General features: G+C 44.9%; 19 protein-coding genes. 12 read left to right on the forward strand and 7 right to left on the reverse strand.

Going from position 1 to position 20,421, the window contains the following annotated elements:
• Positions 1-65 precede the first annotated feature (65 nt).
• Together BWI96_RS03285 and BWI96_RS03290 are read left to right on the forward strand one after the other, a co-directional pair.
• Positions 66-1,427: a dipeptidase gene (locus BWI96_RS03285; RefSeq protein ID WP_106635262.1), complete on the forward strand. Its 1,362-nt coding sequence runs from the start codon at positions 66-68 to the stop codon at positions 1,425-1,427.
• A 51-nt stretch (positions 1,428-1,478) separates the two neighbouring features.
• The gene (locus BWI96_RS03290) at positions 1,479-2,324 is read left to right on the forward strand and encodes a DUF1207 domain-containing protein (protein ID WP_106635263.1); all 846 of its coding nucleotides are present in this window, start codon (positions 1,479-1,481) and stop codon (positions 2,322-2,324) included.
• Between the two features lie 205 nt (positions 2,325-2,529).
• On the opposite strand, the gene BWI96_RS03295 is transcribed toward BWI96_RS03290, so the two are convergent.
• Positions 2,530-3,747: an OmpA family protein gene (locus BWI96_RS03295; RefSeq protein WP_198555129.1), complete on the reverse strand. Its 1,218-nt coding sequence runs from the start codon at positions 3,745-3,747 to the stop codon at positions 2,530-2,532.
• Between the two features lie 17 nt (positions 3,748-3,764).
• Complete coding sequence (gene def / locus BWI96_RS03300) at positions 3,765-4,349, reverse strand: peptide deformylase (protein ID WP_106635265.1); 585 nt, start codon at positions 4,347-4,349, stop codon at positions 3,765-3,767.
• A gap of 242 nt (positions 4,350-4,591) precedes the next feature.
• Between def and BWI96_RS03310 the strand changes: the two genes are divergently transcribed.
• Positions 4,592-6,013: an amidohydrolase family protein gene (locus BWI96_RS03310; RefSeq protein WP_106635267.1), complete on the forward strand. Its 1,422-nt coding sequence runs from the start codon at positions 4,592-4,594 to the stop codon at positions 6,011-6,013.
• A gap of 328 nt (positions 6,014-6,341) precedes the next feature.
• Here the strand turns inward: BWI96_RS03310 and BWI96_RS03320 are convergent, their stop codons facing one another.
• The 4 genes from BWI96_RS03320 to BWI96_RS03335 form a co-directional block, all read right to left on the reverse strand.
• Positions 6,342-7,259: a PfkB family carbohydrate kinase gene (locus tag BWI96_RS03320; RefSeq protein ID WP_106635269.1), complete on the reverse strand. Its 918-nt coding sequence runs from the start codon at positions 7,257-7,259 to the stop codon at positions 6,342-6,344.
• A 144-nt stretch (positions 7,260-7,403) separates the two neighbouring features.
• Positions 7,404-7,754 carry a c-type cytochrome gene (locus BWI96_RS03325; RefSeq protein WP_106635270.1) on the reverse strand — a complete coding sequence of 117 codons (351 nt, stop codon included), beginning with the start codon at positions 7,752-7,754 and terminating at the stop codon, positions 7,404-7,406.
• Between the two features lie 129 nt (positions 7,755-7,883).
• Positions 7,884-8,687 (reverse strand): N-acetylmuramic acid 6-phosphate etherase, encoded by an 804-nt coding sequence (murQ, locus tag BWI96_RS03330; RefSeq protein WP_106635271.1) that lies wholly within the window; start codon positions 8,685-8,687, stop codon positions 7,884-7,886.
• A gap of 153 nt (positions 8,688-8,840) precedes the next feature.
• Positions 8,841-9,515 carry a hypothetical protein gene (locus tag BWI96_RS03335; protein ID WP_106635272.1) on the reverse strand — a complete coding sequence of 225 codons (675 nt, stop codon included), beginning with the start codon at positions 9,513-9,515 and terminating at the stop codon, positions 8,841-8,843.
• Positions 9,516-9,777: 262 nt separating this feature from the next.
• Between BWI96_RS03335 and uvrA the strand changes: the two genes are divergently transcribed.
• A complete protein-coding gene (gene uvrA / locus BWI96_RS03340) occupies positions 9,778-12,636 on the forward strand; it encodes an excinuclease ABC subunit UvrA (RefSeq protein WP_106635273.1) in 2,859 nt (952 codons plus the stop codon).
• Between the two features lie 49 nt (positions 12,637-12,685).
• Here the strand turns inward: uvrA and BWI96_RS03345 are convergent, their stop codons facing one another.
• The gene (locus BWI96_RS03345; RefSeq protein WP_106635274.1) at positions 12,686-13,573 is read right to left on the reverse strand and encodes a glycosyltransferase family 2 protein; all 888 of its coding nucleotides are present in this window, start codon (positions 13,571-13,573) and stop codon (positions 12,686-12,688) included.
• 303 nt (positions 13,574-13,876) lie between these two features.
• Between BWI96_RS03345 and rplM the strand changes: the two genes are divergently transcribed.
• The 8 genes from rplM (at position 13,877) to murD (ending at position 20,365) form a co-directional block, all read left to right on the forward strand.
• Positions 13,877-14,320, forward strand: a complete 444-nt coding sequence (rplM, locus tag BWI96_RS03350) for a 50S ribosomal protein L13 (protein WP_106635275.1) — start codon at positions 13,877-13,879, stop codon at positions 14,318-14,320.
• A 96-nt stretch (positions 14,321-14,416) separates the two neighbouring features.
• The gene (gene rpsI / locus BWI96_RS03355) at positions 14,417-14,806 is read left to right on the forward strand and encodes a 30S ribosomal protein S9 (RefSeq protein WP_106635276.1); all 390 of its coding nucleotides are present in this window, start codon (positions 14,417-14,419) and stop codon (positions 14,804-14,806) included.
• Positions 14,807-14,955: 149 nt separating this feature from the next.
• Entirely contained in the window at positions 14,956-15,756 is an 801-nt protein-coding gene (gene rpsB / locus BWI96_RS03360; RefSeq protein ID WP_106635277.1) for a 30S ribosomal protein S2, read from the forward strand.
• A 250-nt stretch (positions 15,757-16,006) separates the two neighbouring features.
• Positions 16,007-16,843 (forward strand): translation elongation factor Ts, encoded by an 837-nt coding sequence (gene tsf, locus BWI96_RS03365; protein ID WP_106635278.1) that lies wholly within the window; start codon positions 16,007-16,009, stop codon positions 16,841-16,843.
• A 192-nt stretch (positions 16,844-17,035) separates the two neighbouring features.
• A complete protein-coding gene (locus tag BWI96_RS03370) occupies positions 17,036-17,995 on the forward strand; it encodes a DUF3078 domain-containing protein (RefSeq protein ID WP_106635279.1) in 960 nt (319 codons plus the stop codon).
• Positions 17,996-18,047: 52 nt separating this feature from the next.
• Positions 18,048-18,389: a large conductance mechanosensitive channel protein MscL gene (gene mscL / locus BWI96_RS03375; RefSeq protein WP_106635280.1), complete on the forward strand. Its 342-nt coding sequence runs from the start codon at positions 18,048-18,050 to the stop codon at positions 18,387-18,389.
• 122 nt (positions 18,390-18,511) lie between these two features.
• Positions 18,512-18,946, forward strand: coding sequence for a large conductance mechanosensitive channel protein MscL (gene mscL, locus BWI96_RS03380; protein ID WP_106635281.1), 435 nt, complete (start codon positions 18,512-18,514; stop codon positions 18,944-18,946).
• Between the two features lie 54 nt (positions 18,947-19,000).
• Positions 19,001-20,365: a UDP-N-acetylmuramoyl-L-alanine--D-glutamate ligase gene (murD, locus tag BWI96_RS03385; protein ID WP_106635282.1), complete on the forward strand. Its 1,365-nt coding sequence runs from the start codon at positions 19,001-19,003 to the stop codon at positions 20,363-20,365.
• Positions 20,366-20,421: the final 56 nt, after the last annotated feature.

Here is a 20,421-nt window from a genome sequence, read left to right on the forward strand (position 1 = left end):
GTTTTTTCTTTTGCATCCGTGCTTTCCTTTACTTTTGTACGAGAAATCCTGATAATGATATTTCTATGCAAGATTATTTAGAGGCTAATAAAGGCCGCTTCCTCGACGAACTCCTTGATTTATTACGTATTCCTTCGGTAAGTGCTGATTCGAAATTTAAAGGCGATGTGCGGAAGGCCGCAGAATTTGTCCGTGAAAGTCTGGAAAAAGCCGGTGCGGATGTAGCTGAAATTCACGAAACCAAAGGCCATCCGATTGTATATGGCGAAAAGATAGTGGATGCCAGCAAGCCAACGGTATTGGTTTATGGTCACTATGACGTTCAGCCTGCGGATCCTTACGAACTCTGGACTTCGCCTCCGTTTGAACCTGTGATTAAGGACGAAAAAATCTACGCTCGCGGTTCAGCCGATGATAAAGGCCAGTTCTTCATGCACGTGAAGGCGTTTGAAGCCATGATGGCTACCGATTCGCTGCCCTGCAACGTAAAGTTCATGATTGAAGGGGAAGAAGAAGTAGGTTCTGACAACCTCGGGACATTTGTAGCCGAGAATCGCGAAAAGCTGAAAGCGGATGTCATTCTGATTTCAGATACGGCGATGATTGCCAATGATGTACCCTCCATTGATACGGGTTTACGCGGCCTGAGTTATGTAGAAGTAGAGGTAACTGGCCCCAATCGTGATCTTCACTCGGGGGTTTACGGTGGTGCGGTAGCGAACCCCATCAATGCTCTGGCAAAAATGATTGCTAGTTTGCACGATGAAAACGGACACATCACAATTCCGAATTTTTACGATGACGTCATTGAACTTTCGGCGGAAGAGCGGGCGATGCTGGAAGCAGCTCCCTTCGAACTGGAAGAATACAAATCAGATTTAGCGATTGAAGACGTACAGGGCGAAGCAGGTTATACCACCCGCGAGCGGGCCAGTATCCGTCCTACGCTGGACTGTAACGGTATCTGGGGTGGTTACATTGGCGAAGGAGCCAAAACGGTATTACCCTCGAAAGCTTACGCTAAAATCTCCATGCGTCTGGTGCCGAATCAGGACTGGAACAAAATTACGGAACTGTTCAGCAAGCATTTTCTGAGCATCGCTCCTAAATCGGTAAAGGTAAAAGTAACGCCTCACCACGGTGGACAGCCTTACCTGACTCCGCTGGAATCTGCCGCTTATAAGGCTGCTGAAGCGGCTTTGGCGGAAAGCTTTGGTAAGAAGCCCGTTCCGACGCGGGGTGGTGGAAGTATCCCCATCGTGGCTTTATTCGAAAAAGAGTTGGGATTAAAAACCGTATTAATGGGCTTCGGTCTGGATTCTGACTCGATTCACTCGCCCAACGAACATTACGGACTGTTTAATTTCTACAAAGGTATTGAGACGATTCCTTTGTTCTTCAAACATTTCGCTGAGTTATCTAAGTAATGGTTTTAGCCGGAGTTTAGGTAACTAAGCTCCGGTTTTTTAACTTTCTCTATGCGTTCGATCTTTACCCTGACTGGGGCTTTCTTCCTGTTGATCACTGGAGCGTTTGCTCAAACCAAAACTGAATTTCTTCCTAAAGGTCGTTTGTTTGATCCGATCTTGCTGGACCCATTGGAGGCTAAAACCAGTGCGTTTCTCATCCGACGGACGGAAGATGGCGTTAGCAAAAAAGGACTTTTTGCTCCCTTTTCCATTGGGATTCAGAAAAGTTTTTTCCGCTGGAGTAAAGACGAAGGGCACGCTTCCGAGCTGGCTTTGGATGTGGTAGCAAACACGCAGTTCGAGATGTTTCACGACAGCAGGGAAGATCGTTTTCGTCGCTACATGTATAACGTCGATTACCGCGTCGGATTGATGTATAACCTCAGACGAGACCAATCCAGCTGGCGTTTTCGGATTTTTCACCTGTCTTCGCACCTTGGCGATGATTACCTGATTCGAAATCAGTTGATTTACTTTACACCAAATGCGGTGAACTATGAGCAAATAGATGCTTTGTATTCCAGAAATGTTCAATCCGTTCGACTTTACGGGGGGGCAGGAATGAGCTTACGTCCCTCCTCGGAGCGGAAGCGGTTGTATACGCAATTGGGTTTGGTCTGGAAACAGCCCAACCGTCAAAAATCTCGCTGGTGGGCGGGATTGGATGCCCGCATGATTGAACAAACGAATTTTCATCCGGGGATAACGGCTGCATTTGGTATTGAGCTGGGAGAAGCCGAACGGGGCCCCTTGAGCATTGCTATACAGGCCTTTCACGGTCCATTACCTTTCAGTGCTTACGAACAACGTATTAATAACTGGGTTGGTCTTGGCTTTTATCTCAATCCTTTTTAAACTCAGTTTGGTTTTGATTTGAGATATTTTGGGCTGGATTCTGTCTGGTCATAACAGGTAAATCAGTAGTGAGTTAGCCTCCCGAAAGTTTTAAAACTTTTGGGAGGTTTTTTATAGGTTTAAAACAACTTAGAGTAGGCCGTTGCCAGCTTTTCTGCTGGCAACAATTAAGCTGCCTGCCACACCTATCAGCAAGTTTACCGCATTATTCAATCAACAAGATTTCCACTCGTCGATCTTTCTGCCGATCTGCTTCGGGACGATTGGGGTTAACCTGAGCTTGTGAGCTGCCTAACGATTCCAGCTCAATCGGGACATTAACTTTCCCTTCCTGCATTAAAAATAACTTGACCCTGGCCGCTCTCTTTTGAGAGAGTAATAAGTTCGGCTCGGATTCTCCCACCGCATCAGCATAACCTATTATACGAATTCGCGAAGGTTTTTCCTGACTCATGTGCTGAAGTAAACGTTTCAACACTTCATGCGATTCTGTCGATAAATCAAAGGAGCGGTAATCAAAAAAAAGGGTACTTCTTCTTAAAATAACGGGTTGATTAGTGGTGGTAAGTGGGGCCGTAGAAGTGAGGGAATCAATGGAGTTCGTTTTTCTGAAAAGCTTACCAAGAGAAGTAACCATCAAGTCACTGTGCACGGAATCGACGGAAGCCTGCACGTAGTAAACCGTTGAATCTTTAGGGTGAACGGAGAAATAGGCTTCAAAGCCCGCCGTATTAATACCCGTCAATGGTTCGGGTTCTGACCAGTTTTCCCAGGAATTATCCAAACGTTTGCTTCGATATACGTCTGCATTACCAGAACGGTCACTCGAAAAATATAAGTAAGGAGCCAGCCAGAATGGAGCGAAATCGTGGCTCGATGAATTGATTTTTTTGCCTAAAGCGATAGGCTCCATCCATTCACCAAACGTATTCTTTCGGGTAAAGAATAAATCATCATCCAGCCGCCGGGAATCGGGCATGGCCAGGAGTAATAGCGAATCATGAACCAGGTGAAAGCCAATATGCCCGGAAGAGCTATTTAAAGCCGGAATAGTTACGGATTCTGGAGATGCCCAGGTATTTCCCTGACGCGTAGTAACTGATAAACCCGGTCGGACTTTCTTTCGGAAGTATTGATTGGCCAGATAAAGTTGTGAGCCCCTTTGAGCGACGATAACGTCATCGGCATTCGTATTCAGGGGAAAAGCCTGCGGAGCTTGCCAGTAACCCTGCGGTGAGCGAATGCTAAACCAGCTATCCTGTTTTCGCTGATCGTGGTAATCCCGAACGAAGTATAAGGTATCTCCACTGGGAGAAAAAACCGGAGCTAATTCATCAGCGGAGGAATTGGGAATCTGAGCCTGAGTAACAAAAGAAACAGGCAGTAAAATCACCATTAAAGACCGAATGATTCTACTGCCCATTGTTTTGCTGAAACCCATTATAGCTTAGGGAATTTCATTTTATAATCTACCCGCACATCACCTTTAGTAATGTTGGAAAGCTTCTTTTTCAATAAAGTACGTTTCAGCGGAGGCATGTAATCCGTGAAAAGAATCCCTTCGATGTGATCATATTCATGCTGGATAATGCGAGCCGCAATACCGTCATATTCTTCCACGTGCTGATTCCAGTCCAGATCGTAATACTGAATTTTTACGCGTTCGGGACGATTCACCTCCGAACGAATGCCGGGAATGGAAAGGCAACCTTCCTCGTAAGCCCATTCTTCGCCGTCTTCTTCCAGGATTTCGGGGTTAATAAACGCCTTCTTGAAACCAACCAGACTAGGGTCAAAATCCTCGCTGTCTTCCTCTTCACCGTCAATAATAGGGGTACCATCCACGACAAACAAACGCAGACTCAGACCCACCTGGGGGGCGGCCAGTCCAACGCCGGAGGCTTTGTACATGGTTTCAAACATGTTATCGACCAATTGCTTGAGGTCGAGATCGGTATCTTTAGGAATGTCGGCGGCTTCTTTCCGTAAAACGGGGTCACCGTAAGCGACGATCGGCAGAATCATAATCGATTATAAATTTCCGTTTCAGTACTAAACGGACTGATAAACGGTTTGTTGAGAATAGAAAGTACAAAATTCGTGAAAGGAGACGGCTTTTCCGAACCTGATTTTGGGATTGTAAATTTTTGAAGAAAAGGGAAGGCCCCTTCGCTGGAATTTTGTGACTGATAATGAGGCAATGGTGCACTGAAATAGCATCTTGTTTTTACTTTTGTTATTGAATTTCTCCATTGTTGAATCTATCTATGAATCGCCGTAAAGCTATTAGCCAACTTTCGTTGGCTTCGGTCGCTATGTGCACAGGCTGGGCTTTTAACCGAACCCGCGTTATACACTCGCCGAGTCAGGATCAAACGTTTCCAATTGTTATTCAAAAAGGCTCGGTCTTTACGGAGGGGAGCTTGCAGAAACTCAATGTGGGCGTGACCGAAAAGGGAACGCTTCATCTGAGTCCGCTGGAATTATCGGGAACTCAGGTTATTAATGCGGAAGGTAAAATTGTTAGTCCGGGATTTATCGATATACTAGCCGATGGCCCGAAAAATTTGACTAACGATTACCACGTTTTCGAGCGATTTAAACTAACCGACGGCGTTACGACGACTCTGCAATTGCACGGTGGTCGGGAAAATCCCGGGGAGTACCATCGCTTCTTTGATCCGAAGCCGCATTACACGAATTATGGCGTTGGTATTTACGTCATGGGTATTCGATTGGCCGAAGATCTGCCCCACCGCCTGAAACACATAGAGAAAATGTTGGCGGAGGGAGCCTTGAGTGTCTCACACAGCCTGGAATATCAGCCCACGCCTTATTGGGAAGTGAAAGCATACGCTAAGCTGGCTAAGCAGTACGAGCGGCCCATGTTTCTGCACTTACGTTACTCTAATAAGGAAAATGAGTTAGTGGGGGTGAAAGAAGCCATTCGGCTGGCTCAGGAGACGGGTGTTCACCTGCACATTGACCATCTTCACTCCACCGGCGGAACGTTCCACATGCCCGAAGCTCTGGATCTGATTGACAAAGCCCGGCAGTCAGGTCTTGCCATCACGACTTGCGTCTATCCTTATACCTACTGGGCAACCTATTTGCATTCTAAGCGATTTGATGAGGGCTGGCAGCAGCGGTATGGCCTGGATTATAATGACTTACAGTTAGTAGGGACGAACCAACGCATTACTCCAGAATCCTTTCAGTATTACCGCAAACATCCGGGGTATCTGGTGGCGGTTCCCGAAGGAGCGATGCCTTTCGAAAGTACCATTGATCTGGCTCTACAAACGGATTTCTGTATGATTGGCTCAGACGGAGGCATGGCCTCGATGGAAGCGGCCAACTCACATCCTCGGGGAGCGGGGTGCTTTGCTACTGCTATTCAGCACGCCCAGTCAATTGGTTTACCTTTGGAAAAAATACTACCCAAGATCACACAAATGCCTGCCGATCTGATTCATCCAGCGGTTCGAAATCGGGGAGAAATCAAGGAAGGAGCTATGGCCGATGTCACCATTTTCGACCCTAAGACCATTCAGGGCCGGGCTACCGTAGAATATCCTAATCGTGATTCAGCAGGAATTGAAGCTGTTATCCTGAACGGAAAAGTAGCTTACCTACAAGGTCAAATTCTAGCCGAAAACGGATTGCCGATTCGAAATACGGCTGTTTAATTTTAAATGAGTGAATGATAGAATGAGTGAATGATAGAATGAGTGAATGATAGAATGAGTGAATGTATGTAGCGTACCTGCTTACGTTTAACACAAGATGCATAGCTCGCACTAGTAGTGATTTACCAGGCCGCTGCCAGCTTTTTCGCTGGCAGCAGTTGTTTAAACTTACTATGTGCTACCAGCGAAAAAGCTGGCAGCGGGCTATACGAACCATAAGGGATTATAGACTATCCATAAAAAATGAGTGAACAGGTTAGCACACCTATTCACTCATTCTATCATTCGCTCATTCAATATTGAGTATCATTCACTCACTCAAAACTAACTAAGCTACCGTGAAGCCAGAGAGCTTAACGAATTGTTGAATGCGAGCGTCTACTTCTTCTTTGGAAAGACCCAATAAACGTTCGGTACCAAATTTTTCTACGCAAAACGAAGCCATGGCCGAACCGTAAATAATGGCACGTTTCATATTCTCGAAACTAATATCATCCGTTGCCGCCAGGTAACCGATGAAGCCACCTGCGAAGGTATCACCCGCTCCAGTAGGATCGAATACTTCTTCCAGCGGCAGGGCAGGAGCGAAGAATACATCTTCTCCCTGGAATAATAAAGCACCGTGTTCGCCTTTTTTGATAATCAGGGTTTTAGGACCCATCTCCATAATCTTGCGAGCGGCTTTACGTAAGCTATATTCCCCCGAAAGCAACCGGGCTTCTTCGTCGTTGATGCTTAGGACATCCACTTTTTTCATTACTTCTTTGAGATCGTCCATCGCAATTTCCATCCAGAAATTCATGGTGTCCATCACCACCAGTTTCGGACGATTTTTCAGACGGTTCAGTACCGTCATCTGCACCTGAGGCGTCAGGTTACCCAACATCAGGTATTCGCAATTCTGGTACGATTCGGGGATAATCGGATCAAAATCAGCCAGTACGTTCAGTTCAGTGACCAGCGTATCACGGGTGTTCATGTCGTTATGGTACTTCCCCGACCAGAAGAACGATTTTTCACCGGCTTTGATCTGTAAGCCTTCGGTATCAACGCCCTGATTTTGGAGTAACTCGATGTATTCCTGAGGAAAGTCATCACCCACTACCGCCACCACATTGATAGGTTTGGTGAAGTAAGAAGCGGATAATGAAATATAAGTACAGGCACCACCGATAATTTTATCCGTTTTTCCGAAGGGAGATTCCAGGGCATCAAAGGCCACCGTACCGATTGCTAAGAGACTCATTTATTGAAGTTTACAGTTTATTCAGTTTGTTATGGGATCATCATTTTACTGAAAATCAGGCAAAAATACGCAATGATGAGCATATCCACGAAAAAGCCCCGACCTTAATCAGGATCGGGGCTTCTGGAATGAGTAATCGGTTACTTATTTCTTCTTGGCAGTACCATTTAAAGAAACAATCCACTTCGCGATTTTCATAGCCTCATCTTTAGGAACCTGGGTCATCGGTGCCATTGGAGGGTAACCGGGCCAATGGGAAGGCTCAGGCTTATAAATCAGAGCTACAATTTGCTCGGGTTTGTATTTCTTCTTAGCCACGTCCGTATAGGCAGGACCTACTAAACGTTCGTTAACTTTGTGGCAGGTAAGGCAAATGTTTTTTTGCAATAAAGCCTGAATCTCAGCGGGCGGATCGTTTTTACTCTGTGCGGAAGCCTCCGTGCCAATGAATAGGGCGGCAAGCAGACCTACCATGGGAAAAAGCGTTTTTTTCATAGTAAGCGTATAAAAATTAAAAAATTTGCTCGTTGTATTTAATCGTTAGAACGCAAAAGTAAATAAAATTATACCGACGTTCTGTTAATAAATGCAAAAGAATCGACTGAAATAACCCGAAATGCTTACTTATTGTTGTCCGGCTTCTACTGCTTTTCTAACGCTGCCGTGACGGGCCAGTAAATCTTCTGCTATTTCCCGGGTGGTATGCAGTTCATCTATTACCATCTGAATGGCCCGGTTCACCAGTTTATAGTTGGATAGCTGCATATCCACCATTCGGTTACCCTTCACGCGGCCCAGTTGAATCATGGTGCTGGTTGAAATCATATTCAGAGCCAGTTTCTGAGCCGTACCGGATTTCATGCGAGTACTGCCCGTAACGAACTCGGGCCCCACTATCAATTCCACCGGATATTCAACGGCAGCCGCTACCGGGCTTCCCGCGTTACACACGATGCAACCCGTCAGGATGCCTTTTTCGCGGGCCGTTTTCACCCCACCAATTACGTAAGGTGTGGTGCCCGAAGCCGCGATACCGACCAGGGAATCCAGCTCGTTAATATCATATTCCAGTAAATCCTTCCAGGCCTGTTCGGCGTCGTCTTCGGCGTTTTCAACGGCTTTGCGAATGGCCGTGTCACCTCCGGCAATGAGGCCTACTACTAATCCGAAAGGAACGCCGTAGGTAGGAGGGCACTCCGAAGCATCCAGAATGCCGAGGCGACCGCTCGTGCCGGCACCGATGTAAAACAGGCGACCGCCTTGTTTCATACGGGCCACAATTTCAGTAACCAGGGCTTCAATTTGAGGTAAAGCTTTTTCAACGGCGAGCGGAACCGTTTTATCTTCATTGTTAATTCCCTCCAGTAACTGGCGGACCGTCATTTGTTCCAGATGGTCGTAGTGTGATGAGGATTCAGTCGTAAGCATATGACAGTACGAAGGCGAAAATCATTAAATATTAAACGCTAAAGTTAGCGGATATTCCTGGACTCATCTCAGTGTTTAGGGGTCTATCTACAGAAAAGAGACTTCCCGCTGGCCGCCGGAAGTCTCTTCACTACTGAACTATTACAGCAAAATTTATTTAAACCAGTATCCAAAACGAATGACCAGCGGGCTTCCGCTGGAAGAATATACATTAATATCATCGTAATTGACCTGATAAAGCAGAGTGATCTGGAAACCGGGCTCACCAGCAGGAACTCCGTAACCACCCCCGACTAAGAAACCGGTGTTATATTGCCCTCGGCCCTGTTTAACTCCGGCTAGTTTATAAGAGAGGATCTGAAATTGTTCAGCTTCGCCCCATAAAAACAGACCCGGAATTGTGTTTTGTAAGAAATTGAGGTGTTGCTGAACAAATAATCGGCCCCCTAACAAACTGGCTTTCAAACGAGCACTTCCCTGATTAGTAAAAACGGGCTGACTAAAATAACTGTAAGTAGCACCTATACCGGCGGTAGTACTGGGCGTTACCCGAATACCAGCCATTGGGGAAATGTCAAAACTGAAATAGCTATTACCTCCGAAAAAACTCAGGGAAGGGGTAGTAATATTTAAACCATAGCGAAGTTTATCCTTAAATGGACGAGCATTCCAGGGAAGCTCCTGCTGACGTTGATAACTCTCATCGAGCGGTTGTTGCTGGATAATAACCGGACGGTCGGTGGGACGTGGAATGGTATCGTATTGAGCGGAAGCAAAGGGGGTAGCGGCAACCACAAATAATAAAGCAGCCAGTACGGATCGAATCATGGATGTAGTGTTCATGGACAACTTAAAAGAAGTTGTATAGTAAAGAACTCGATGGCGAAAATAGTGGTTATTACCCTAGCACCAACCGAATTCCCTTCTTACGTTTTCAAAAGTAACGGTCTTTGCCACAAATTCTTGTATATCGACCTTATTCCCGCGATGGAACGGGTCTTTTTTATCGACGTTAACGGTTTAATACCTCGGATTAGAAAACATTAAAACCATCTTTTCTTCCCAGCCCGGAGAGAATTATCTTTGTAGAATGAATCCAATCGAAACGCTAGGACGCCCATCGGTCGAATCTTTAGACCCCAAGCAGTATATTCTTATTAAAGGAGCTCGTGTTAATAACCTTAAAAATATAGACGTTTCGATTCCCCGTAATAAGCTGGTGGTTATCACGGGTTTATCAGGCAGTGGCAAATCTTCACTGGCTTTTGATACCCTGTTTGCTGAAGGACAGCGGATGTACGTGGAAAGTTTAAGTAGTTACGCCCGTCAGTTTCTGGGCCGGATGGAAAAGCCGGAAGTAGACTGGATTAAAGGCGTTTCGCCCGCCATTGCCATCGAGCAAAAGGTAAGCACCAAAAACCCACGTTCGACGGTCGGTACTACTACTGAAATTTACGATTACCTCAAGTTATTATTCGCCCGCATCGGGAAAACGTATTCGCCCATTTCCGGTCAGGAAGTGCGGAAAGATACCGTTACCGATGTTGTTGATTTCATTCTTTCGCAGGAAGAATCGACCCGGGTTTTGATTACCACACCTTTTTTACGTAAAGGGGGCCGAAGTCTGGTGGAAGAGCTGAACGTATTACTTCAGAAAGGCTTCACCCGGATTGTAGCAAATGACGAAACGATTCAGATCGAAGACGTTTTAACGGATACCGAACTAGCGAGTCGGATAGATCAGCAGCCGCTTCATATTCTGATTGACCGTCTGGCGGTGAAGAAAGAGGATGAAGAAACGCAGTTCCGCTTGGGAGATTCGGTGCAAACGGCTTTTTTTGAAGGCGAAGGGGTTTGTTTCGTCCAAATTCTGGGAGGCGAACGCCGCGAGTTTTCGGATCGGTTTGAGCTGGACGGCATTGTCTTTGAAGAACCCAGCGTTAACCTGTTTAGCTTCAATAACCCCTACGGAGCCTGCAAGCGTTGCGAAGGTTTCGGAACGATCCTGGGGATTGACCCTGATCTGGTTTTCCCAGATCGGAATCTTTCCGTTTTTGAAGGAGCCATTGCTCCCTGGCGGACGGAGAAAATGGGCGAGTGGTTAACGCCTTTGTTACGCAACGGCATTCGTTTTGACTTCCCTATTCATCGGGCCTATAAAGAACTAAGTCCCGAAGAAAAAGACTTGCTCTGGAAGGGTAATAAATTCTTCGGCGGTCTGGATGACTTCTTTAAAATGCTCGAAGGAGAATCCTATAAGATTCAGTATCGGGTATTGTTGAGCCGCTACCGAGGTCGTACGGCTTGTCCAGAGTGTCGCGGTTCTCGTTTACGGAAGGATGCCAGTTTTGTGAAAATTGCGGATAAATCGATTGTAGATCTGGTATTACGTCCGATTTCAGAAATTGCTGAGTTTTTCCGAAACTTAGAGTTACCTGATTATCAGGAAAAAGTAGCCCGCCGGATTCTGACCGAAATTCAGAACCGCCTGGATTACATGGAGCGGGTTGGTTTAGGGTATTTAACACTGAACCGATTAACTAACTCTCTGTCAGGGGGTGAGTTTCAGCGAATTAAATTGGCGACTTCCCTGGGAAGTGCCCTGGTTGGTTCGATGTATATTCTGGATGAACCCAGTATTGGGCTTCACCCCCGCGATACCCAGCGACTCATTTCGGTGCTTAAATCCCTGCGTGATTTAGGGAATACCGTAATCGTTGTAGAGCACGAAGAGGAGGTAATGAAGGCCGCCGATGAAATCATTGACATTGGCCCGGATGCCGGAACGGGTGGAGGCCAAGTAGTCTTCCACGGCGACTGGAATACCATTGAAGATTTACGAGGGGAAGCTTCTGTTGAAGGTGAGCTGCATTCCCATACGCTGGCCTTCCTGACGGGACAAGACCAGATTCCCATTCCCAAATTTCGTCGTCGCCCCACGGGTTGGATCGAACTGAAAGGAGCTCGTGAGAATAACTTACGGGAGATTAATGCCCGTTTCCCTTTGGGTAATCTGACGGTTGTCACGGGTGTGAGTGGTTCGGGTAAATCAACATTAATTCGAAAAATTCTGTATCCGGCTTTGGGTAAAATGCTGGGGACGTATTCAGATGAATCGGGCAAGTACTCCGAACTGGTAGGAGATTTGAAAGGACTGGCGGCGGTAGAAATGGTCGACCAAAATCCAATTGGTAAATCAAGCCGTTCGAATCCAGTTACTTATGTGAAAGCGTATGATCACATCCGTCAGCTCATGAGTGATCAGCCTTTAGCCAAAGCCCGGACGTATAAACCTAGTCATTTTTCTTTCAACGTTGATGGCGGTCGTTGCGAAACCTGTCAGGGGGAAGGGCAGGTAAAGATAGAAATGCAGTTCATGGCGGATATTTACCTGACCTGTGAATCCTGCCACGGCAAACGTTTCAAACACGAAATTCTGGAAGTAAAGTATCAGGATAAAGATGTTTCGGAAATTCTGGACATGACGGTAGACGAAGCGGTCGTTTTTTTCCAGGGCAATCCGAAAATTTACGAAAAACTGGTGCCTTTGCAGGAAGTAGGGCTGGGATATGTAACCCTCGGCCAGTCTTCCAGTTCGCTTTCAGGAGGGGAGGCCCAACGGGTGAAACTGGCCAGTTTCCTCGGAAAAGGAAATCCAAACGTAGGGAAGACTTTATTCATTTTTGATGAACCTACCACGGGCTTACACTTCCACGATATTCGGAAGTTATTGAAATCCATCAACGCTTTGGTAAATCAGGGCGATTCAGTGATTATCATTGAACATAATACCGAAGTAATCAAATGTGCTGATTACATCATTGATATTGGCCCGGATGGGGGAGAAGCCGGGGGCTTAATCACGTTTACGGGAACGCCAGAAGAAATGATTGAAATCGGTGACGAGAACCATACCGCCCGATTCCTGAAAGAGAAAATGCAGGAGTAATAAAGCACGAAGAAGCCCGGATTATTCCGGGCTTCTTCCATTTAATTAATCAATGAAAAACGCTTAAGAAGCGTCGGTAGAGCGTTTTCGCTTTGGCGGCTAAGGGTAACTCCGGCTCTCGTAGCGGTCCGTCGAAAGGTTGCCCCCGGCGGAGGTAATACTTCGACATGGTCCCTGATGTTATTTTCCATTTATTAACGAAGACATAATAACCATCGTTTTTCTTGATCCGGTTTACTGAGATGGAGCCGAAATGATAAACCCGACTGGCTGAAACGCCTTTAAATAACCGGATACCGACCTGCCAGAGTTTCATCGAAAAATCGGGATCTGAATACATGCCAGGCGAAAACTCTACGCTATACCCACCCACTAAATCCCAGATTTCTTTGTGTACAATATTGGGTGGCCAGGTTGAACCCTGCCAGTCGCCAATGGGTAATGTGGCAAACTCCTTGAGTAATTTTTCTTCGTTAAAGGTATGAATATCCTTGCCAAAGTCCTGAAGAATAGAACAGGTGGTTTCGGCAGTGGCCTCAATGGTGGTAGCTGAAATAAAGAAGCGATTGTGGCCGATTTCCTGAATGGTATCGTATAAGGCCTTATCCCAGTCGGGGCAAACGTACATATCATCATTAATGAAGAGGATGTAATTCGTCGTTGCCAGGGAAGCCGAGATATTCAGGGCATAACAAACGCCAATGTTCTCAGAGCTAACCGAGTAATCAATATCCGTTTGTTGGCGAATCCAGTCCAGCGTTCCATCGGTTCCTTCGTTAACGTGAACAATAATCTGGTGCGGAAAGTGAGAGTTCTTACGAATACTTTCTACGCATAAGCGGAGGTAAGGCAGATTATTCCAGGAAGGAATCAGGATGGAAAAGAGGGCTTGGTCGTTTTTAGTTGCTTTGACAATAGAAATGGGTTCTTCAATCATGTATCAAGAAGTACTTGTCAGGAAAATTGGGTTGGACAAAGATATTTAGGAAAGCCCATACAACCAGATGGGATGATCCTAAGAAGGAGAGAAAGAGAGGTAAAAGACAGGAAATGAGGCGAGGAAGAGAAAAACTTGGATAGGTTAATTTTTTCAGAGCGAAATTATGAATGGATTTTTTCTGTTTTTTCAAATAAACCTTTGATATACAGGAATAAACCAGCTATATTTGCACTCCCTTTTTCAGCTATGATGCCCAAAAGTATCTGAAAATCAAGAGGAAACAATCAAAGACAATTAATCGTGGATCAGTTAAGCTACAAAACTATCTCGGCAAACGCAGCGACCGTAACTAAGGAGTGGGTCGTTGTTGACGCTGAAAACGCGATCTTAGGTCGTCTGACCAGCCAGATCGCCGCTATCCTGCGGGGTAAGCACAAAACGAACTACACTCCTCACGTCGATTGTGGTGACAATGTTATCGTAATCAACGCAGACAAAATCCGTTTAACGGGTAACAAACTGACCGACAAGCAGTACGTTCGTCACACCGGTCACCCTGGTGGACAACGTTTTGCGACGCCTCGTGAAGTTCTGGAAAAGATCCCTGCTCGGGTAATCGAATATGCCGTAAAAGGTATGTTACCTAAAACTCGTCTGGGTCGTCGTCTTTTTACGAACCTGCACGTGTATGCTGGACCTAACCATCCACACGAATCACAACAACCGAAGAAAATCGAATTGTAATCATTCGTTGTTCGTGAATGGTTCGTGGGGTTTTAGTGAAGATCTACTAACACTTCCAGAAACTAGGTTACGATTAACGGTTAACGAATACCAAAAATGGCAGAAGTAATTAATACTCTCGGTCGCCGGAAAACTGCCGTAGCTCGCGTTTATTTAACGCCAGGCAACGGAGCGATCACGGTTAATGGCCGCGATTTCAAGGAGTACTTCCCTTCTGAAGTTCTTCAAATCATTGTAAATCAGCCTTTCACTACTACTAACACGGTAGGTGCTTACGATATCAAAGCAAACCTTGATGGTGGTGGAATCGCTGGTCAGGCAGAAGCTCTGCGTATGGGTATTTCCCGTGCGTTAGACAAACTGAACCCTGAGCACCACACGCCGCTGAAGAAAGTTGGCTTCCTTACTCGTGATGACCGTATGGTTGAACGTAAGAAACCAGGTCGTCGCAAGGCACGTCGTCGTTTCCAATTCAGCAAGCGTTAATAATGTGGTTCTTAGTTGTTGGTTCTTAGTTTTTCGAACGAACAACCATCAACTAAAAACTGACAATAATTACTCGCCTCTGATTCATGCTTGTAGTGTCCGACGCAGAATCAAGCACTTTTCATCATCCTTTTTGACTTAACAACAAAATGGCACAAGTATCATATAAAGAACTCCTCGATGCCGGCGTACACTTTGGTCACTTGACTCGTAAGTGGGATCCGAAGATGGCTCCTTACATCTTCATGGAGAAAAACGGCATCCATATTATCGATTTGAACAAAACGGTAACCCTTCTTGATGAAGCGTCTACCGCCATCAAATCAATCGTTCGTTCAGGCCGCAAAATCATGTTCGTAGCTACGAAAAAGCAGGCTCAGGAGATCGTTTCAGAAGAAGCACGTCGCCTGAAAATGCCTTACGTAACCGATCGTTGGTTAGGTGGTATGCTGACTAACTTCGCGACGATTCGCAAGTCGCTGAAGAAAATGACTCAACTTGAGAAAATGCTTAAGGATGAGACTACGTCTGCGAACCTGAACAAAAAAGAAAAACTGGTCCTTACTCGCGAAAAAGATAAATTGGAGCGTGTATTAGGTGGTATTGCTGACCTGACTCGTCTGCCTGCGGCTCTGTTCGTAATCGACGTAAAGCGTGAGCATATTGCCGTTGCTGAAGCTCAACGTTTAGGTATTCCAGTATTCGCTATGTGCGATACTAACTCTAACCCCGAGTTAGTTGACTTCCCTATTCCTGCTAACGACGATGCCTACAAATCAATCAGCCTGATCACTCTGGCTATTGGTAAGGCTATCGAAGAAGGTCTGATGGAGCGTAAGCAAGATAAAGACGATGCTCGCGTTCAGGAAGAAGAAGAAGCTAAACGGGCAGTTGACTCTGGAGCTGAAGTAGCTGAAGCTCCTGCGGCAACTACAGAGGATGAAGCCTAATCTTTTATTAGATCTTTGATCCTATTGTGAATAGCCCGGAGCTTTGCTTTGGGCTATTCCGTTTAGAAAAATTTGAGCAGGTTTGATGAAATGGTTGGAGTCGATTCGCTAACGTTTGAATGGTAATAAAATACATTTCCAAACGTCTAAGCTTCAAACCCCAAACGCTCAGAGACTTCTTAACAAAAGCTTAATTTTCTTATTTGGGGGATTACCCCCAACTTCACGATAAATAAACAAACTCACTACAATGGCTGCAATTACCGCTGCTGACGTGAATAAACTCCGCCAAATGACTGGTGCGGGTATGATGGATTGTAAAAAGGCTTTGTCTGAAGCTGATGGCGATTTCGAAAAAGCAATCGAAGTGTTACGCAAAGCAGGCCAGAAAGTGGCTGCTAAACGTGCCGACAACGCTACTTCAGAAGGTCTGATCCTGGTTAAATTAAGCGAAGACGGTTCTAATGGTAAACTGATTGCTTTAGCTTGCGAAACGGAGCCCGTTTCTAAAGTTGAAGACTTCCGTAACCTGGCGAACGCGATCATCGACACGGCAGTTGAGAAAAACCCTGCTTCAATCGAAGAATTATCAGCTTTACCTTTAGCGGATGGCCGTACCATTCAGGAAACCATCACTGAACTGGTTGGTAAAATTGGTGAGAAAATCATCATCGCTACTTACGAAAACATTAACGCTGAGCAAGTAGTTAGCTACATCCACTCTAACGGTAAGTTAGGTGTATTGTTAGCGTTCAACAACGTACAAGGTGCTGACGTTCAGGAAGTAGGTAAAGACATCGCTATGCAAATTGCGGCTATGAAACCCGTAGCTGTAAGCAAAGACGAAGTAGATCCTGCTTTAGCAGAGAAAGAACTCGAAATTGGTCGTGAGCAAGCTCGTGCGGAAGGTAAGCCTGAGGCTATCCTGGATCGTATCGCTCAAGGTCGTTTGGAGAAATTCTACAAAGAAAACACCCTGCTTTCTCAGGAGTTCGTGAAAGATAACTCGATCACAATCGCTCAGTTATTAGAGAAAACGCAGAAAGGATTAACTGTAAAAGAATTCAAGCGTGTTGCTTTAGCTTAGTCTTTTATCGTTTTGATATAAATGGAAGTAATGTACGATACCTGTACGTTACTTCCATTTTTTATTGGCATGCATCGTCAAAGCTGTACTCAACTTCGCTTATTTTAGACCTAAGGGTAATTTATTAACCTATGGATTGTGCTTTCATAGTATTATAAGTAATTTTGCCTATCATTCTATCCGACGACTTATATGGTATCAAAAAGACTACTTCTTTCCATTTTACCCTTTTTATTTTTCTCTGTTGTTTCATTTGCTCAAACCACACCTTCAGCAACGCCTGCCATTAAAGACACCACTTATTGGAAGACCAAGAAAGAGTTTGGTCTGAATTTTAATCAGGGCTCATTCAGTGATAACTGGCAGGGCGGGGGTGTTAATAACCTGGGTTTAGGATCTTTCTTTAATGCCAAAGGCGAATACCGTAAGGACCGCGACAGTTGGGTTAATGACTTTCAAAGTCAGTTTGGTTTTCAGAAAATTAAAGGACAGGAATTTCGTAAAAGTATTGACCGTTTATTTTTTGATTCGAAATACGGCAGAAAATTAGGAGCTAAAGCCGATACGCAATGGTCTTTTATTGGTAGCCTTAACGTTCTGACGCAGTTTGCTAATGGTTTTGATTATAATTATCGATACAGCAATCAAACGTCTCCTCTGATTTCTGGATTATTCACTCCGATATACATCACAGAAGGGATTGGTTTTGAATGGCGTCCAGAAACGTTCTTTACTATGAGTTTCTATCCAGGTGCAGTTCGTCACACTATTCTGGGTAATAAAAATTTATATCAGGCTATTGATGCCCGAAATGCTTCCGAATTAGAAGCGGGAAACAAACCTTACGAATTTCTGAATTATGGGATTGCCAAAGGTAAAAGAGCGTTAACGGAAGTAGCGATTATGCAGTTAGTAGCCAACTTTGATCGCGATATTGCCAAGAACGTTAACCTGAAATTTCGTTACCAGGCGTTTGCCAGTTTCAGAGACTTAGCGGCTATTGATAACCGTATTGATGCCAAATTAACGGCAAAAATTAACCGTTATCTGAATTTTAATTTCGACCTTATTGCTCTTTACGATCAGGATCAGGTGATGAAAATTCAATATGCTCAGTCGATGGGTTTAGGATTTTTGTATACATTCAAATAACTTACCATTTATTAAGTATATTATTCTGTTTCATATCCAAAACCCTTTTGACATGCTAAAAGAATTCAGACAGTTTATCGCTCAGGGTAATGTCCTTGACCTGGCAATTGGTGTTGTAATTGGTGCCGCTTTTGGAAAAATTACAACGGCTTTGGTCAACAATATTATCATGCCTCCCATTGGCTTATTACTGGCTGGTGTGGACTTTAAGGATGCAAAATGGGTACTAAAGGCTGCCGACGAAGCCACTAAACAACCCGAAGTTGCCATTACTTATGGAGCATTCTTTCAGGTAGTTATAGAGTTTTTAATTATTGCATGGGTATTATTTCTGGTCGTAAAAGCAGCCAATCATTCTGGATTAACAGCTAAAAGAGCCGACGAAAAAGCATAATAGTTTATAAGAATTTTGAAGGGTTTGACTGAAAAGTCAAACCCTTTTTTGTTTTCATTTAGGCTGGCCCAATTGTTTTTTGTTGTTTCGCGGTTTTTATATTCTAAATGATTTGAATTCGTATGATTAAGAGCTTTTTCTCGTTCATCAAACGTGGAAATGTCATTGATTTGGCAGTTGGGGTCATTATTGGTGCTGCCTTTGGTAAAATTGTAGATTCAGTGGTGAAAGACCTGATCATGCCTCTGGTTAGCATTCCAGGCGACGTGGATTTCAGCAATCTGTATGTACCCCTTTCAAGTAAAGTTCCGAAAGGACTAGCCTTAGCCGATGCCCGCAACATTGGCCCTGTTTTTGCCTGGGGTAACTTTGTAACCGTGGTCATTAACTTCTTTATTCTGGCATTCATCGTTTTTGTGTTGAGTTCGCTTGTGCAGAAGCTGGTGAAGAAACAGGAGGCCGAAGCCAAAGCAGAGCCACCCACGCTCAGCAAAGAAGAAATCCTGCTGACTGAAATTCGGGATGCCCTACGCGAACAGAATCAGCGATTGAAATAGCTGAAATAAGGGGTATAGCCCTTAAATTCGCCCCAAACAGATGTAACTCTAGACATGGCACAAAAGATAGTGGTGTTGGGTGGGGGCGAAAGCGGCGTAGGAGCGGCCTTGCTGGCTCAGGCTAAAGGATTTGAAGTATTCCTTTCAGATAAAAGCGAACTTGGTGAAAAATACCGTCAACAGTTGGTGGATAACAAGATCGAATTTGAAGAAAAACAGCATACGGAATCCCGGATTTTTGAGGCGGATGAAGTCATCAAAAGTCCGGGTATTCCCGATCAGGTGCCTTTGATTAAAGCTCTTCGGGAAAAAGGAATTCCGGTGATTGGGGAAATAGAATTTGCCGCTCGCTATACCAAAGCTAAATTAATTGCCATTACGGGTTCGAATGGAAAAACGACGACTACCTTACTCACCTACCATTTACTGAAAACGGCAGGCTTGAATGTAGGTTTGGCTGGTAATATTGGGGATAGCTTTGCGAAACAGGTTATTGCAGATGCATACGACTATTACGTTCTGGAAATCAGTAGCTTTATGCTGGATTCCATGTTTGCTTTTAAAGCAGACATTGCCTTATTAACCAACATTACACCTGATCACCTCGATCGTTACGGCTACAATTTCCAGAATTACATTGATTCCAAATTCCGTATTCTTCAGAATATGGATGCTGCCGGAACCTTCATTTACTGGCAGGAAAGTGAAGCCATTCACCAGGAGTTAAGCAAACGAACCATCGTTCCCCAAACCTTACCCATTTCTACGGAGGTTGTATTGCAGAAAGGGGGCTCTATTCGTAATCAGAAAATTCAGGCTCAAACACCAAACGGTTCTTTCGAAATTTCGCTGAATGAGTTACCCATCGCCGGAACCCACAATGCTCTGAATGCAACTAGTGCAATTCTCGCGGCATTGTCCGTGGGCGTTTCCCCCGAAAAATTGAAAGAAGGGTTATTGTCCTTCAAAAATGCTCCGCATCGACTGGAACCCGTAGGAGAAATTAATGGCATCCGTTTTGTAAACGATTCGAAAGCCACGAATGTAGATTCTGTTTTCTTTGCTCTGGGCAGTTATACGGATCCACTGATTCTAATCATTGGCGGCGTAGACAAGGGCAATGATTACACCCAGATTGAGAAACTGGTGGAAGAAAAAGTCAGAGTTATGATTTGCTTGGGAGCGGATAATGAGAAGCTCAAAAGTTTTTTTGCAGGTAAAGTTCCCCTCATTCTGGAAACCCAAGACGTTGCTCAGGCTGTTCAATGGGGTTTTGAATACGGAATAAGCGGGAATATAGTATTACTTTCTCCAGCCTGTGCAAGTTTCGATCTGTTCAAAAATTACGAAGACCGAGGCAACCAATTCCGAACGCAGGTGCAGGAATTAATCTTGCGGGAGCAGCCGAAAGAAATCTAGTTACATGGTCATTAGGAAAGTTTTGGAAACACACGGCTGATTTTAGCCCCTGATAC

Origin of the sequence: Siphonobacter sp. SORGH_AS_0500 (assembly GCF_002838835.1) — a bacterium.
Lineage (GTDB): Bacteria > Bacteroidota > Bacteroidia > Cytophagales > Spirosomataceae > Siphonobacter.

What these genes read in the sequence shown, in the direction of transcription:
- BWI96_RS03285 (WP_106635262.1), top strand. Translation starts at nt 66, where the DNA reads ATGCAAGATTATTTAGAGGCTAATAAAGGCCGCTTCCTCGACGAACTC.
- BWI96_RS03290 (WP_106635263.1), top strand. Translation starts at nt 1,479, where the DNA reads ATGCGTTCGATCTTTACCCTGACTGGGGCTTTCTTCCTGTTGATCACT.
- BWI96_RS03295 (WP_198555129.1), bottom strand. Translation starts at nt 3,747, where the DNA reads ATGGGCAGTAGAATCATTCGGTCTTTAATGGTGATTTTACTGCCTGTT.
- def (WP_106635265.1), bottom strand. Translation starts at nt 4,349, where the DNA reads ATGATTCTGCCGATCGTCGCTTACGGTGACCCCGTTTTACGGAAAGAA.
- BWI96_RS03310 (WP_106635267.1), top strand. Translation starts at nt 4,592, where the DNA reads ATGAATCGCCGTAAAGCTATTAGCCAACTTTCGTTGGCTTCGGTCGCT.
- BWI96_RS03320 (WP_106635269.1), bottom strand. Translation starts at nt 7,259, where the DNA reads ATGAGTCTCTTAGCAATCGGTACGGTGGCCTTTGATGCCCTGGAATCT.
- BWI96_RS03325 (WP_106635270.1), bottom strand. Translation starts at nt 7,754, where the DNA reads ATGAAAAAAACGCTTTTTCCCATGGTAGGTCTGCTTGCCGCCCTATTC.
- murQ (WP_106635271.1), bottom strand. Translation starts at nt 8,687, where the DNA reads ATGCTTACGACTGAATCCTCATCACACTACGACCATCTGGAACAAATG.
- BWI96_RS03335 (WP_106635272.1), bottom strand. Translation starts at nt 9,515, where the DNA reads ATGATTCGATCCGTACTGGCTGCTTTATTATTTGTGGTTGCCGCTACC.
- uvrA (WP_106635273.1), top strand. Translation starts at nt 9,778, where the DNA reads ATGAATCCAATCGAAACGCTAGGACGCCCATCGGTCGAATCTTTAGAC.
- BWI96_RS03345 (WP_106635274.1), bottom strand. Translation starts at nt 13,573, where the DNA reads ATGATTGAAGAACCCATTTCTATTGTCAAAGCAACTAAAAACGACCAA.
- rpsI (WP_106635276.1), top strand. Translation starts at nt 14,417, where the DNA reads ATGGCAGAAGTAATTAATACTCTCGGTCGCCGGAAAACTGCCGTAGCT.
- rpsB (WP_106635277.1), top strand. Translation starts at nt 14,956, where the DNA reads ATGGCACAAGTATCATATAAAGAACTCCTCGATGCCGGCGTACACTTT.
- tsf (WP_106635278.1), top strand. Translation starts at nt 16,007, where the DNA reads ATGGCTGCAATTACCGCTGCTGACGTGAATAAACTCCGCCAAATGACT.
- BWI96_RS03370 (WP_106635279.1), top strand. Translation starts at nt 17,036, where the DNA reads ATGGTATCAAAAAGACTACTTCTTTCCATTTTACCCTTTTTATTTTTC.
- mscL (WP_106635280.1), top strand. Translation starts at nt 18,048, where the DNA reads ATGCTAAAAGAATTCAGACAGTTTATCGCTCAGGGTAATGTCCTTGAC.
- mscL (WP_106635281.1), top strand. Translation starts at nt 18,512, where the DNA reads ATGATTAAGAGCTTTTTCTCGTTCATCAAACGTGGAAATGTCATTGAT.
- murD (WP_106635282.1), top strand. Translation starts at nt 19,001, where the DNA reads ATGGCACAAAAGATAGTGGTGTTGGGTGGGGGCGAAAGCGGCGTAGGA.